The organism is Phormidesmis sp. 146-20 (genome assembly GCF_052939475.1).
Genome location: NZ_JBJPHT010000002.1, coordinates 70,231 through 84,228, shown reverse-complemented (window position 1 = coordinate 84,228; position 13,998 = coordinate 70,231). Strand labels below are relative to the sequence as shown.

Genomic DNA, 13,998 nt, shown 5'->3' with positions numbered 1-13,998 from the left:
GTGACTGATAGATCACCTCCGTCCTAAGCCTTTAACTTTCATTTACAGTCACGTTATGAAGCTCTCAAAAAAGAATCTGGATCAGCGCCTTGACCATGTGTATGATGCGATCGTCGTCGGCGGTGGCGCAGGCGGACTCTCAGCAGCCCTCTACCTACAACGCTATCGATTGTCTTGCCTAGTGATCGAAAAAGGACGAGGGCGATCGTTCTGGATGCAAGATTTACGCAATTATCTTGGCTTGCCGCCGACAACTCCGGGACGCACCATGCTCCAACAAGGGCAAGAACATTTTCTCTCACTCGACGGCGACTATCTCCCCGGCTTTGTCGAAGATGTCCAGGATGACGGAGAAACCTTCGCGGTCAAGGTCAAGGTCGGCAAAAAAGACAGCATTTATCAGACGCTTCGAGCCAAGTATCTCGTCGCAGCCAGCGGGGTGATCGACCATCTGCCCAAGCTAGACGATATGCAAAACGTCTATGATTACGCGGGCTACAATCTGCACGTTTGTATGATCTGTGATGGCTACGAGATGGGGGATAAAAACTGTGGACTGTTTGTAAATACCGAAGCCGCGATCAACACTGCCTTTGTGCTGAACTGGTTCACGCCCTACATCACCGTTTTCACGCAGGGCTTATGTGAGGTCAGCGCCGAGATGCGCCAAAAACTTCAGGATCACGGCTATCCCCTGGTCGAAACGCCCCTTCGCCGCTTTTTGGGTGACAATCACGAAATGAATGGGGTGGAGTTGACGGATGGAACGATCGTCCCCCTTGAAACTGGACTCATCTCAATGGGGTCTCATTATCACAACGAGTATCTCAAAGGGCTAGACCTCCAGTGGAAAGGCGGTAATCTGACCACAGATGGCATGTGTCGCACCTCTCATCCAAGAATATTTGCCCTGGGGGATTTAAAAGAGGGCCTAAACCAGATCTCAATTGCCGTCGCAGATGGTACATTAGCGGCAACTGCAATTTGGCGTGATATTCGTCGCGCTTCCCCACCTCGTCTTTGGGAAGAGCACCTCAAACAGGCAAGCCATTAAAATCTGGAGTGACAAACAAGTGACCCAAGCGGATACCCCTCACATTCAACAACTGCAATCAGAGGTTGTGCGGCTGCAAGAAGAATTGCAAATGCGCGACCAGCTCGTCCAACAGCTTTCGCAAGAACTCTTTCGTCTAGTCAAGGGCAACGCTAACCCGGTGCCGACTTCGGAAATCTCTGCGGAGCGTCATCTGGCAGAAATGCGGGCGCTCAGAGAACAGCTACAGCACGTTGAGCAGCAAGTTACGTTTTATCAGGAGCAGATTGCCGAACGCGATGCTGAAATCTATCAACTGCGGCAGTCGGTTCAAGAATTGACCGATCGCTCTCGCATGTTAGAGCAGGTCGTTCAGGAGTTGCCCAAGATCTACAAGCAAAAGTTTGCCGAGCGCATGGCTCCCGTTCGCGAAAAGGTGGCTCTGGTGCAGCGAGAAAACCGTCAGCTTCATGCGGAGTTGCAAAGTGTCAGCTACCGATTGGCGGTTAGAACTCGCCGCACGTCTCACCTAGATTTGCCCAGCTTCCCCCGATCGGAGGGAGATATCTCGCTACCCAGCTTTGGGAATGCCTGATCGTTTGGGGTGGCTGCCTTTCAACCAGGCTTCAGATTTTGGCTGGCAGAGGTTGAAATTTCGATGGGAACTAAGTTTTAACGACGCTAAAGGGAACGGTTCGTCTTTTTAAGAGGATGGAAGGTTCCCTTTTGTTTGATCGTCTGTAGGCTTCACCACCTCAAAATAAGCCTCAAAATAAAAACAGCCCGATCGTACTTTTTCAAGAACGATTAGGGCCATCAGGCGGGATCATTCAACCGATCGGTTCACGCCACCTCTAAAGCAGGCAAGACCTGAAGGGTAGGAAGTTCTAAAGAAGCCAGCAGTGCATCATAACTTTCAAAAATCGTGAAGGCACGATCGAGCTGTGTGATTTCAAAGACCAGTTGGGCAGATGGGCACAGACCACACAAAACGAGCCGGGCCCCCACTTGAGTCGCTACGTTTAGCCCTGCAACCAGCGAAGCGAGGCCAAAGCTGTCGATAAATTCAATACACGACATATCCACCACCCACAGCTTGCGGCAACGAGAAACGCTACCTTGAGAAACCTGCGATGCGACCGTTTCAAGCTGTTGCCGAAGGTGACCGCCGCCTCGCAAATCCAGCCGACCCTGGGGCTGAAGTAAAAACTCCTCACTGATGCTTTTAGAACCCATAGCCTCATTCCTAAAAAAGATTTCGTTGACTTTTAAAAGCACTTGCTCATCCCCACCCAAAACCGATAAACCTTGTTTTACTGCTCAGTCGATCGACCGAATCAAATCGCTGGGATGTAGAGACTAGGGGACTTTTCAAGCTAAGTAGATATACGTAACTTGCTGCTACAACTATAAAGATTAGCTTCGTCGGCTTTGAGGAATTCTCCGGAGGATTCACAAAATCTTCACGTTTGGGTTCCTTTATATTAAAGTTTTCTCTTTTGTGATAAAAATTGCAGTTTTTGCCTCGAAAGCTTTTTTGAAAATAGCCCCAATAGGCTTTTGACCAACTCATTTTGCGGCAGGATGATTGGCTGGTTGCTGACGCGCCTGAATCGGAAGCTTTGTATAGGATCTGATTTGTCCGCCCTCAATGTAAGGAAATGTCTCTAAGATTAAGAAAGCTCTCCGTCGCATCCAAGACAACAAAAGCCAGAATTCAAATTACCCTGCATTGACACCGTTCTGAAATCAAGTCAAGATCGACAGGAAAGATGAAGCTTTGTAAAGGTTAACCTAATGTCTCTTGACTTTATCTCGCCCGAAGCTATTCAAGAAATTGCTCAACAGTACGGCTACTGGGCGATTTTCTTTGGAATTTTGTTAGAAAATTTGGGTTTGCCTATTCCCGGAGAAACCGTCACCCTAGCCGGGGGATTTTTAGCTGGAAACGATCAGCTTAACTACTGGTACGTTTTGGCTGACGCAGCCTCTGGCGCGATTCTAGGGGGCACTTGCGGCTACTGGATTGGACGCTACGGGGGGTGGCCATTACTGCTGAATCTGGGGCGGGTGTTTCGAGTCAAAGAAGCACAGCTAGAGGAAATTCGCCGCCAGTTTAGCGAAAATGCTGGAAAAGCCGTTTTGTTGGGCCGATTTATTGCCCTGCTGCGAATCTTTGCCAGTCCTCTTGCGGGAATCGCTGAGATGCCATTTCTCAAATTTATGCTTTACAACGTGGCTGGGGCCTGTGCTTGGGCATCGGTCATGGTGTCTCTGGCGTATTTTGCGGGACAGGTGGTGCCTCTGGAGAAGTTGATTAGTTTGGCTTCCCAGTTTACGATCGCCGCCCTGCTCATCGTCGTCGCCTGGATTGTGGTTCCTCTTTGGCTAGAATCGCGCAAAGCAAAGTCAATAGAAGCCATCAGCCAAGAACCCGCTGGGGATAGCGAGTAAAAGGATGAAAATCTACGGCAGGGTAGTGCTTCGGAAGCGCGGAATAACTCGTACCGCAACCAGAATTTTAAATAATCGAAAGAGTTTCTAAAAATTGGACGATCGCTTTGGCAAGCTGAGGCGCATATTTTTGTGGCAGGGCGTGATCAGCGTCGGGGATCACGACCAACTGAGCATTGGGAATTTCTTGAGCATAGGTTTCGCAGTGCCAGATGGGAATGGTCTCGTCACGATCGCCTGTGATTACCAAAGTTGGCACTTTCAATCGATAAATTTCTTTTTCAACCGTGTCGATCGCATCTTCGGGGCGGAGCCGATCTACGAGAAACGATCGGGCAGCAGGTTGAGCCTTTAATTCTCGACGAAACCAGGCGAGTTGTTCGAGAGTGGGACGCTGACCAAAGGGGGTGGCGATCGGTTTGAGGAGCGTCAAGGCCCAATCGACGATCGGAGTCTGCCAGAGAAGCGGTCTGAGATGGTCATATCGCCCCGCAAAACTGTCATCTCGAATGCCTGCGGGTGCTGCCAAAACGAGACCCTTTACTCGATCGGGATACTGCAAAGCGTAGGCGGCGGCGACCCATCCTCCAAAGGAGTGCCCCAAGATATAGCAGGGTGCAAGCTGCAATTTCTCAATCACTTGATGCACAAATGCCACTTCTTTAGCCACGTTGTATTGAATGGACGGTTTAGCAGAGTCGCCAAATCCCATCAGATCCAGGGCAACGCAGCGAAATTGAGACTGTAACTGATCCATTAAAGGTAGCCAGCATCGTCCGTCACCTAAAAAACCGTGCAGCATGAGCAGCGGCGTTTTGGCACCGACTTCGAGATAGGCAGCGGGCTGAGGCGATAAATCGAGGCGATCGAACTCCAGGTGAACAGTCAATCGCTGTTTGGATAAAAAGTTAGACTCCAACGGCTTTTAATAGGCAGACTACTTCACACAATCTTAATCGAGCGCGTTAGCCTGGTAGGTAGAGTTTCTGACCGTGTTTTCCGCGACGCACCTCATGAAAGCATCTTGTTGGACGGCTTCTGTAGTTTGGATGCTGCCTCTGCTGATAGGATCTGCTGCTCAGGCGCAGTCATTGGCAGGCTTGAGTTCGGTACAGTTGCAGCGGCTTTCTCGTGATCTGGTGCCCTCAAGTTCTGAAGACTTTTTTAGAAAGGGACGAGAGCAATTCGATCGAGAGCTAGAGCTTTTACGCCGTCCTTCTAAATCGCCTGATCGACTTCTCAAGGTTGACTCGCGGACTCAGTATCCCCAGCAGAACGATCGCCCCAAATTTCCCAAATCTTTAGATTCTCTGAACGATCGTCTCCCATCTAGGTAAAAGTGCCGGAAAACATCTGACTTGAGAGAGGGCCGAGAAAGCGATCAAACTGTCACAATCTTGTTTAATGAAGCTTTTATAAAGGAGCAATATAGTTTTATCAGTAGTTTGACGCTTTCAGCAAAAAATTTTAATGAATTTGTGCAAGTTTATACCTAAGCGCTTAAGTAACGTAGTAGTTTACACTTATCCACAAGTCCATTTTTTGATGAAGTCTGAGTACATCTCTCACCGTCATGGTGGATGAAAAAGTGGATGAGAAGAGGATTGCTTAAAGCGTTTTGATTTGGAGAACTGCGATCGCGCCCCGACCCCACTGAGCAATCTGGTGCAAATACTGACTAGCCCAAGGAGAACGTAACATGTCTGTAGAAAGTGCAACTCGGTTTTTGAAAGCGGTGGCTCAGGATGAGTCAATTCGGGAGCGGTTTGAAGCGGTGCGATCGCCCGAAGACTTTCTCAAAATCTCGGATCAATTGGGCTATTGTTTTACGACCGCTGAGTTAAAAGAGATTGTGGCAGAACAGAGCAAAGGGGTGGTCGTCAGACGTTCTACAGGCGTTTGGAAGTGGCTTCGCAATATCAACTGGCTAGAACGGCAGAACGTGCCTGAGTACAGTTCCCAAGAGTTGGCGATGGGGTGATGAAGGATGCAATCGTCTGAAGGGGGTCTCTCAACCGTCCATTTCAGGATGCTTGCAGTCTAGTAAAGGCAACCACCCCCCTCTCATTCATGGGAGCGCAAAGCCTTGTCTGATTTGCAAAGTAACCGTGATCTGTATCGAGCCAGTAAGGTTGACGCTGCTTCAAATTCGATAATCCTTAATTCTTAAAAGGCTGGGGATTTGCGATGATGGAGCTATGCGATTTTTAACTAAAGTTTTAGCGACAATTTTGGCAGTCGTGCTGCTTCCCTCTGTAATGGTACTGGCTCAAGAAACGATCGCTCCTAGCGAAAATCTCGTAGTCGAAGGCATTCCTGCAATTCCTGCTGAGTTGGCGACAACGGTCGATCGCTACACCCAGTTTCGATCGGCGGCCCTTTCTAGCTGGCATCCGACCCGTCGGGAGATGCTGATTTCGACTCGATTTGCCGATACCCCACAGGTACATTTAGTCAAGTTTCCGTTGGGCGCTCGCAAGCAGATGACGTTTTTCTCTGAGCGGGTGGGCGGAGCGACCTATCAACCGGGGCAGGGCGACTACTTTGTTTTTAGCAAAGACATCGGTGGCAATGAATTTAATCAAAACTATCGCTATGACTTGAGGACGGGCGATGTAACGCTGCTCACCGATGGCAAGTCTAAGAATAGTCGAGGCATCTGGTCAAATCGCGGCGATCGCATGATCTACACTTCGACGCGACGGACTGGAAAGGACACCGATTTTTATAGTCTTGAGCCTGCAAACCCCAAGAGCGATCGTCTGCTGGCAACCGTTGAAGGGGGCGGCTGGGGGCCGATGGATTGGTCACCGGACGATCGACAAGTGCTGGCAATGGAGTACGTCTCGGTCAACGAAAGCTATTTGTGGCTATTTGACACGCGATCGGGCGAGAAAAAACTGCTCACCCCCAAAGGCGGCCAAGAAAAAATCGCCTATCAGAGCGGAGTGTTTAGCAAAGATGGCAAGGGATTGTACGTGGTAAGCGATCGTGAGTCCGAATTTTCTCGGCTTGCTTACGTGGATCTGGCAACGTTTGAACCCACTTATCTCACAAGTCAAATTCCCTGGGATGTGGAAGATCTTGATTTGTCGGAAGACGGCAAGCATCTGGCGTTTGTGACCAATGAAGACGGCGCGAGTGTGCTGCATATTCTGGACACTGACACCCGTAAAGAACGGACGCTGCCCAAGCTACCCGTGGGTCTGGTCTACGGCATCACCTGGCATCGCAATAATCAGGATTTGGGCTTTACGCTAATTTCGGCTCGATCGACGGCTGATATTTATTCGCTAAATCTGGGGACAAGTCAGGTCGATCGCTGGACAGAGAGCGAGACGGGCGGCTTGAATACAGCTAATTTTTCAGACGCAGAACTGGTGCGCTGGAAGAGTTTCGACAAGAAAACGATTTCTGGGTTTCTGTATCGTCCACCCGCCAAGTTTGAGGGCAAGCGTCCTGTCATGATCGACATTCACGGCGGCCCAGAAGGTCAGTTTCGTCCGGTCTTTTTGGGACGCGCTAACTACTATTTGAATGAGTTGGGCGTGGCGATGATCTTCCCCAATGTTCGGGGATCGACGGGCTATGGCAAAACCTTCTTGAAGTTAGACAATGGCTTTTTGCGCGAGGATTCTGTCAAAGATATCGGCGCACTATTAGACTGGATTGCGACTCAGCCTGATCTCGATAAAGACCGAATTCTAGTTACGGGCGGCAGTTATGGGGGCTACATGTCGTTAGCGGTGGCGACGAATTATAGCGATCGCATTCGAGCAGCCATCAACATTGTGGGCATCTCCAACTTTGTCACCTTTTTAGAACGAACCGAAAGCTATCGGCGAGATCTGCGACGAGTGGAATATGGCGACGAGCGCGATCCCAAAATGCGCGAATTTTTGCTGAAAATTTCTCCAGTAAATAACGCCGATCGCATCAAAAAACCGCTCTTTGTAATCCACGGCAAAAATGATCCTCGCGTGCCGCTCAACGAAGCCGAACAAATTGTGGCGACGGTGCGAAAAAATAATGTTCCCGTCTGGTATCTGATGGCAAAAGATGAAGGACACGGCTTCTCAAAGAAGAAAAACGTCGATTTTCAGTTCTACGCAACGGTTATGTACGTCAAAGAGTTTTTGCTAGAATCGTTGCCAAAAGCGGGGATCAGGGGTAGCTGAGTTCAAGGTCAAATAGTAGAGCTTTACTCGACTTTACAAAAATACGGAAAGTGTTACATTGCTCTTGTAGAAGGGAAGGATAATGCCGATGGTTGACAATCATTTGGCTCTATCAATCGGCTCCACAATCCGCTACTTCACCGCAACTAGGGCAAGAAATCATGTCGCTCACAGGACTGATCCAAGGACTCAACTCTTTCCACGACAACTATTTCGCTGACAACCGAGATCTTTTTGAACGGCTTTCGGGTGGGCAGTCTCCAGAAGTTTTGTTCATCACTTGCTCTGATTCGCGCATCGACCCCTGTTTGATCACGCAAGCGGCTCCCGGCGAACTGTTTGTCATGCGAAACGTAGGCAATATCATCCCTTCTTATGGGGCAGCCAGCAGCGCTGAATCGGCGGGTATTGAGTACGCAGTTGAGGCCTTGGGCATCAAGGACATCATTGTTTGCGGACATTCTCACTGTGGCGCGATGAAAGGGTTGCTGCAAATTGGCACCCTGGCTGAGAAGATGCCTGCGGTCTATGACTGGCTAAAGCGTCACGGCGAAACGACTCGGCGCGTGGTGATGGACAACTATGCTGGAACCGAACCCGACCAACTCTTGAAGATTGCGATCGAGCAAAATGTCTTGACGCAAATCGAAAATTTAGAAACCTATCCCGCAATTCGATCAAAGCTACACGGCGGCAAGCTCAACCTCCACGCCTGGATGTACGAAATCGAAACTGGAGTCGTGTTTGCTTATAATGCAGCACTGCGAAGATTTACGCTGATGGAGAAGCGATCGTTTCCGGTACCTGACCCGCTCATTACAACTAGCTGCACAGAGTCGGCCCCAATCCCCACGCCCGGATCTACAAAGCCGAGGGTAGAGTGGTTGCCCACCCTAAACAGCATTGCGTATAACTTTATACAAAATCCTTAGCTCTAGAAGTAGATGAAGTGGGGCGATCGTTCCCGATGCCTGATCTCTTGATTGCCAGTTTGCCTGTTTATAGTGAGGTTAAAAGAAGAGATTGTTCGATCTTGCTTCCCATAACCGAATAATTTTAGGGTGGCTTTATTCGTCAGGAAAATGGCACTGAACAGCATCGCGAGTTTCCTGAGAACTTATAGGGTGACTCCCCAAACAGCAAGAATTCCTTTGATGCCTACGGTGATGGTGGGAAGATGTTTTTCGGCAAATTCGACCAGGCCTGCTCCACGGTTCAGAATTGTAGGTAGCGCGTCTAAAGCGTCTCCAGCTTTTTCTAGAAGGTCGGGGTTTTGACGATCGCTCCCTAATTTTGCAAGTGCGTCAATGTGTTTGAGTGCTTTGGTTTGGTCTTGTTCGCTAAGTCCAGACTCTTTTTGGGCAATCGCTGTTTTGAGTTGTTTGAGTAGGTCTGCCAGTTCTGTAGCTTTGGGGTCTTTGGAATCTTGAAGCTGGTTGATGGTTTTGGTAACGGAAATTTCGGAGTTTTTGATCTCACTGTCACGACCAGAGAAGACACCGATCGGGGCGTTGATGTCTCCAACGGTGGATTTGTTGCTGCTTTGATCTTGCATAATTTCGATTTTGGTAGGGGTTGGACGACCTAGAAATTCGAGTAGAGAAGATGAGGAAACGCGCTCCTCTAATCTAGCTTCTGTCACGGCGAGTTTTGTCTCTAGAGAGGCGTTTGTTTGTTGCAGAAGTGTTTGCTCTTTTCGAGAAGATTCTAGCTGTTTGAGGAGAGATTGATAGTCCGTCGAAAATCCTTTGTGCATTTCAGCTTTGGCTGATTCTGGAATTTCGCCGTCTAAGCGAACGAGCTTGTCGCCATTTCCTAAGTCAACAACCGACTGGATTCTGAGATCCATTTGTTCGTAGTCTGTTCTCAAGTTATTGAGGGCGATGTCGAAGGCTTGGGGTTCGATGCCGTTGCGAAAGAGAAAGTCGAGGGTTTTGGTGAATTGATCCACGAGTTTTTCAAAATCACCGGGTTGAAAGCTACCGCTTGCAGGTTTGCGCTCTTTTTGGTCTTGTTCTAAGTAGATGTAATCACAGTGAACATTAGTGAATTTTGTATCAGAATTGATGCCCCAGTTTTGGATGCAGGCACCTGTTAGCGATGCTTCTGAGAAGTCAGTTCCTAAGGCTTGAACCTCGGTCAGGTTCGCGTGTTCTAGATTAGCTTTTCTGAGATTGGTGCCGCTCAGATTTGTTTTACTGAAGTCGGCATGGGCAAGCTCTACGCCTGCTAAGTCAAGCTGTTTGAGGTCTAAGTGCTGATAGTTGGCTTCTTTGCCGTAGCGGTTTGTGCAAAGTTTGATGATCTTAGAGTGATCGAAGCTAGATGGAAATTTACATCTCAAAAAGCGCGAGTTTGTCCAATCGACCCAAGCAAGATCTGCATCGGAAAAATCAACGTTTTGAACAGTGAGTTTATAACGGTTGTTTGTAAATTTAGCGTTTGTTAGAGCCGCATCGCTGAAATCTGTTCCTGTTGAGCTTCTAACCTGTTTTATGACCTCACGGAATAGGGCAATTGCCACCACTGCAAAAGAAACTGCTGCTGCTGTATTATTGCTTCCTTCCACGATTGCTCCTCTATCGAAATCAGAGAATGCGTTGCCAGCAAACAAACCAGCGAAAGCGACGGCACTAGCGCCAGCGAGAGCGAGAGCGAAAGCGACAGTGCCAGCAAAAGCGAAGGCAGCAATAACAGCAACAGCAACAGCAGCAGCACCAGCGAGAGCGATAGCACCGACACAAAGAGCAGCAACAGCGACAAGAACAACAAATTGTTTATGGCTTTGTCCTGTCTTAATACGCTCAAAGGTTGCGCCGATCAAGACTGCACCGCTAAAGTTGCAACCTCGCAAATCAGAGCCGCTAAAATCTGCCCCAGTGAGCGTTTGCTCTTTGAAGGAACGGTTCCGTAAGTCCTGGTTGGTGTAGTCAAGCTTGTGAGGTTGGGGCATCGCCATTGAGAGGAGGCAATATCTATAGGGGAGGCTGTCCCAATTATTACCTCAATTCTTTACAAGAGTAGAGATTGTGGAAATGGAGTTGATCGTTTCTATACTCCCAAGCGGCGATCGCTTGCAATATTCTCTTGTCGCTAGACGATCGCAAACTCACTAAACTGTCTGACGAAGGGCGATCGAAAATTGAGCACGATCACGAACTGGGCGGAATTAATCACTACTCCACCCTCAAGAGGCGATCGCACTTGTAGAATCATCTCGAAAATCAGTCATTTTCTTAGCCGTATTTGACTGTTGGTTTTGCCCAAAAAATTCATCAAAAAGTTGGAAGAAGTACTCAAATCCGGCTTGTTCGTCGTGACACGCAAGCAGGATGAGTTTTGCCCAAGATGCGACGGTTGTGACCCCAAATTTTTTCTGAAGCCAGGGCTGAAACTCGTCGTAAAACTTCTGCTCAGGCTCGGTTAGGTCGATGCCCAACTCGCTGCGAGAAAACTCATAGCCAACCAGAAACATAAAGAGGTCACTCACAGAAGGACGGCCCAAATACATTCCTGGTCGCTGACGAATCTTCTCAAGTACGTTCAGTAGTCCACTCATGTTGTGTGCTCCTGGGAGTTACAAGGATTCTAGCTCAGTGAGGATGAACTGTTCGCTGGGGCAGTGAAAGCTTTTGAGCCAATCTTCTCTGGAAAATCCTTCTACTGATAAGTTATCAAAGACCTGCTCAAAGACTTCTACGCCATAGTGAATTCCATTCTCGGTAATGGACTCATTAGAATTCCAGCGATCGCTCGTGATGAACACCTCATTGCGTCGTTTGGTTTTGAGTTGCAGAACTTTTCCGTCTATCTTATTTTCGCTTAACCATTGCATGATTGCTCTGGCACACTCGTCGCATTTGAGCAATGGAAAGCTTGCAGCAATTTTGCCTACTTCTTGATAGACTTCCTCTTTTGAAAACTGGCTCACGACTCAATTGGCATTTCAGTTAGTTCGATCGCCCCTCTCCCCCTTCTCGCCCTTCATTTGATTCAATCGCTCTCTCAACAGGGTACGAATTTTTCCTGCCAAAGATAATTCTTGCCATGCAACATCGGTGCGGCAATTATCAAGTTCCTCTCGCATGTCGCTTACATCTACGCTGATTCTGTCCCTCGGTGCCATGCGCTTTCATAAATCATTCACATGGCTCATGGTATCTTTTGTCAGCAAAAACGCTTGAAGTGAAGCCTTTTAAGCCTATTCAACAATTTGCTTCATTTGGCTTCATTTAAGGTAAACTGAAACTGTCGAATACGACAAACCCGCCTCGATCGCTGCTCCAACAACATCAAGACGGGTTCCCAACCTAACAAACGAGGTCAATTCCATCATGCCACAATCTGAATACTTACCCGACGAGGGCGGAGACGACGACAACCTCCTAAATCGATATCGCAATCCTCAACTGCAACCCGAAGCCCAAGCCTCTTTTATTGATGAACTGCTACAAATCGTTCGGCAAGCCAACGCCCCGCGTCCATTAGTAATTTTGGAGCGAGAACAGGCGGACTTTTTGAGAAACTTGATGCTTGATCTAGTCGCTGGCAACGAAACGGCCCGTTACGCGATCGATCGACTCCGCATCGGGCTAGACCTTCTCGACGGCCGCACCCGCGAATAAGCAGTTTTGCAGAGGTTCGATCGTTCTACGGGGAGCGACCCCTCGCGGGTAACTCGAAGAGATCGAGCTTCCTGCCATTAATCGATTCTAAGCAACCTTGCACACCGTCGGCTCTGGAAGTCTTTCGCCAGTTGCTTCATAAGCGATGATTAAAGACTCCAACGCTTCGATCCCATTAGCAACCGCAGACTCGTAAGTGTCACCATGAGTCCGCCAGCACTGCCTCGGAAAATCAGGAAACCCGACCAAAAAACAGTCGTCCTCATCAGACCATTGAATCATCATCGGATACTTCAATTTCACCGTTATTCACCGATCGCTCTCTTCAGCGTCTCCACGAATTCAGGGTAAGAAACGGCCGCAGCTTCGGCGCGATGAATCGTGGTCGTGCCCTGGGCGTTGAGCGCGGCGATCGCTAAACTCATGGCAATCCGATGATCGGTAAAGCTGTCTACTTCGGTTCCGGTTAGGGATCTTTCGCCAACAATTTCCATGCCGTCGGGCAGTTCGGTAATGCTGGCTCCCATCAAATTGAGTTGAGTGGCCATGACGGAGATGCGATCGCTCTCTTTGACGCGCAGTTCTTCAGCATCGCGGATGACAGTCGTTCCCTTGGCAAACGTGGCAGCGACAGCCAAAATCGGGATTTCGTCAATCAAACGAGGAATCAAGTCCCCGGCGATCGTGCAGCCTTTTAATGAACTGTGACGCACCCGCAAATCTGCCACAGGTTCCCCCGCCACTTCGCGCTGATTTTCGAGAGTGATGTCTGCACCCATCTGTTCCAAGGCTTCCAAAATTCCGGTGCGAGTCGGATTCACGCCCACATTCTCGATCGTCAACTCAGAACCGGGCACGATCGCCGCCGCCACTAGCCAAAACGCCGCAGAACTGATGTCACCGGGAACGATCACCATTTGTCCCTTGAGTCGAGCCTGTCCCGTCACGGTCACACTGTTGGTATCTGGATCGACGCTGAGATCTGCGCCAAACGATCGCAGCATTCGTTCGCTGTGGTCACGAGACAGGGCCGGTTCCGTTACGGTCGTTTGGCCCTCGGTCATCAGCCCCGCCAAGAGAATGCAGGATTTGACCTGAGCAGAGGCGATCGGAGAATGATAGTGAATCGGCTTTAACGCCTGTCCTCGAATCGCCAACGGTGCCAGAGAATCGTCTTTGCGGCCCCAAATCTGGGCACCCATTTGCTGAAGCGGTTTGACCACGCGAGACATGGGGCGCGATCGAATCGAAGCATCGCCCGTCACCGTAAAAAAACGCCCCGGTTGAGCGGCCAAAATCCCTAACATCAGGCGAGTCGTCGTCCCAGAATTGCCCGTATCCAACACATTCAAAGGTTCTTGTAGGTTGCCTGATCCAACGCCTCTAACCCGCACTTCATCAGAATTGAGATCCGAAATCTCTGCCCCCATCGCCCGAAAGCAACTTGCCGTACTGCGCGGATCTTCTCCCAACAGCAATCCCTGAATGATCGTTTCCCCTTCAGCCAGCGCGCCCAACATCAACGATCGATGAGAAATCGACTTATCGCCCGGAATGCGAATTCTCCCTTGTAATGGTTGACCAGAGCGCGATCGGTGAATCATCAAATTATGCTGTTCGTCTGTAATTTTAAGCGCGATCGCGGTAGGAGTGACCATAAGAATCAGCTAGACTGGGCATCGGATTGCGTTGTTATCGTACCGCTTTC

General features: G+C 49.2%; 16 protein-coding genes and 1 pseudogene. 8 read left to right on the top strand and 9 right to left on the bottom strand.

Annotated elements, in window-relative coordinates:
- The first annotated feature begins 55 nt into the window (after window positions 1-55).
- The gene (locus tag ACKFKH_RS02485) at window positions 56-1,054 is read left to right on the top strand and encodes an NAD(P)/FAD-dependent oxidoreductase (RefSeq protein ID WP_446856646.1); all 999 of its coding nucleotides are present in this window, start codon (window positions 56-58) and stop codon (window positions 1,052-1,054) included.
- A 19-nt stretch (window positions 1,055-1,073) separates the two neighbouring features.
- Window positions 1,074-1,628: an Npun_F5560 family protein gene (locus ACKFKH_RS02480; protein ID WP_446856645.1), complete on the top strand. Its 555-nt coding sequence runs from the start codon at window positions 1,074-1,076 to the stop codon at window positions 1,626-1,628.
- Window positions 1,629-1,876: 248 nt separating this feature from the next.
- Here the strand turns inward: ACKFKH_RS02480 and ACKFKH_RS02475 are convergent, their stop codons facing one another.
- A complete protein-coding gene (locus ACKFKH_RS02475; protein ID WP_446856644.1) occupies window positions 1,877-2,269 on the bottom strand; it encodes an STAS domain-containing protein in 393 nt (130 codons plus the stop codon).
- 561 nt (window positions 2,270-2,830) lie between these two features.
- Between ACKFKH_RS02475 and ACKFKH_RS02470 the strand changes: the two genes are divergently transcribed.
- Entirely contained in the window at window positions 2,831-3,487 is a 657-nt protein-coding gene (locus tag ACKFKH_RS02470) for a DedA family protein (RefSeq protein WP_446856643.1), read from the top strand.
- A 67-nt stretch (window positions 3,488-3,554) separates the two neighbouring features.
- Here the strand turns inward: ACKFKH_RS02470 and ACKFKH_RS02465 are convergent, their stop codons facing one another.
- Window positions 3,555-4,406: an alpha/beta fold hydrolase gene (locus ACKFKH_RS02465; protein ID WP_446856642.1), complete on the bottom strand. Its 852-nt coding sequence runs from the start codon at window positions 4,404-4,406 to the stop codon at window positions 3,555-3,557.
- A gap of 94 nt (window positions 4,407-4,500) precedes the next feature.
- Here ACKFKH_RS02465 and ACKFKH_RS02460 point away from each other — a divergent pair, with 94 nt between their 5' ends.
- The 4 genes from ACKFKH_RS02460 to ACKFKH_RS02445 all read left to right on the top strand — a co-directional run bounded on the left by ACKFKH_RS02460 (window position 4,501) and on the right by ACKFKH_RS02445 (window position 8,597).
- On the top strand, window positions 4,501-4,824 hold the full coding sequence (locus ACKFKH_RS02460; RefSeq protein WP_446856641.1) for a hypothetical protein: 324 nt from the start codon (window positions 4,501-4,503) through the stop codon (window positions 4,822-4,824).
- Between the two features lie 362 nt (window positions 4,825-5,186).
- Window positions 5,187-5,468, top strand: a complete 282-nt coding sequence (locus ACKFKH_RS02455) for a Nif11-like leader peptide family natural product precursor (RefSeq protein WP_446856640.1) — start codon at window positions 5,187-5,189, stop codon at window positions 5,466-5,468.
- Between the two features lie 217 nt (window positions 5,469-5,685).
- The gene (locus ACKFKH_RS02450; RefSeq protein WP_446856639.1) at window positions 5,686-7,665 is read left to right on the top strand and encodes a S9 family peptidase; all 1,980 of its coding nucleotides are present in this window, start codon (window positions 5,686-5,688) and stop codon (window positions 7,663-7,665) included.
- A 92-nt stretch (window positions 7,666-7,757) separates the two neighbouring features.
- Window positions 7,758-8,597 (top strand): carbonic anhydrase, encoded by an 840-nt coding sequence (locus ACKFKH_RS02445; RefSeq protein WP_446856638.1) that lies wholly within the window; start codon window positions 7,758-7,760, stop codon window positions 8,595-8,597.
- Window positions 8,598-8,782: 185 nt separating this feature from the next.
- Here the strand turns inward: ACKFKH_RS02445 and ACKFKH_RS02440 are convergent, their stop codons facing one another.
- The 5 genes and pseudogenes from ACKFKH_RS02440 to ACKFKH_RS02420 all read right to left on the bottom strand — a co-directional run bounded on the left by ACKFKH_RS02440 (window position 8,783) and on the right by ACKFKH_RS02420 (window position 11,596).
- Complete coding sequence (locus ACKFKH_RS02440) at window positions 8,783-10,009, bottom strand: pentapeptide repeat-containing protein (protein ID WP_446856868.1); 1,227 nt, start codon at window positions 10,007-10,009, stop codon at window positions 8,783-8,785.
- A gap of 149 nt (window positions 10,010-10,158) precedes the next feature.
- Window positions 10,159-10,473, bottom strand: coding sequence for a hypothetical protein (locus ACKFKH_RS02435; protein ID WP_446856873.1), 315 nt, complete (start codon window positions 10,471-10,473; stop codon window positions 10,159-10,161).
- Window positions 10,474-10,504: 31 nt separating this feature from the next.
- A pseudogene (locus tag ACKFKH_RS02430) lies at window positions 10,505-10,618 on the bottom strand (pentapeptide repeat-containing protein); the annotation flags it as partial.
- A gap of 234 nt (window positions 10,619-10,852) precedes the next feature.
- Window positions 10,853-11,224: a hypothetical protein gene (locus tag ACKFKH_RS02425; RefSeq protein WP_446856637.1), complete on the bottom strand. Its 372-nt coding sequence runs from the start codon at window positions 11,222-11,224 to the stop codon at window positions 10,853-10,855.
- Window positions 11,225-11,242: 18 nt separating this feature from the next.
- On the bottom strand, window positions 11,243-11,596 hold the full coding sequence (locus ACKFKH_RS02420) for a papain fold toxin domain-containing protein (RefSeq protein WP_446856636.1): 354 nt from the start codon (window positions 11,594-11,596) through the stop codon (window positions 11,243-11,245).
- Window positions 11,597-11,999: 403 nt separating this feature from the next.
- Between ACKFKH_RS02420 and ACKFKH_RS02415 the strand changes: the two genes are divergently transcribed.
- Window positions 12,000-12,290, top strand: coding sequence for a hypothetical protein (locus ACKFKH_RS02415; protein WP_446856635.1), 291 nt, complete (start codon window positions 12,000-12,002; stop codon window positions 12,288-12,290).
- Between the two features lie 87 nt (window positions 12,291-12,377).
- Here the strand turns inward: ACKFKH_RS02415 and ACKFKH_RS02410 are convergent, their stop codons facing one another.
- Both ACKFKH_RS02410 and aroA read right to left on the bottom strand, forming a co-directional pair.
- On the bottom strand, window positions 12,378-12,593 hold the full coding sequence (locus ACKFKH_RS02410; protein ID WP_446856634.1) for a type II toxin-antitoxin system HicB family antitoxin: 216 nt from the start codon (window positions 12,591-12,593) through the stop codon (window positions 12,378-12,380).
- Between the two features lie 2 nt (window positions 12,594-12,595).
- A complete protein-coding gene (gene aroA, locus ACKFKH_RS02405) occupies window positions 12,596-13,948 on the bottom strand; it encodes a 3-phosphoshikimate 1-carboxyvinyltransferase (RefSeq protein WP_446856633.1) in 1,353 nt (450 codons plus the stop codon).
- Window positions 13,949-13,998 lie beyond the last annotated feature (50 nt).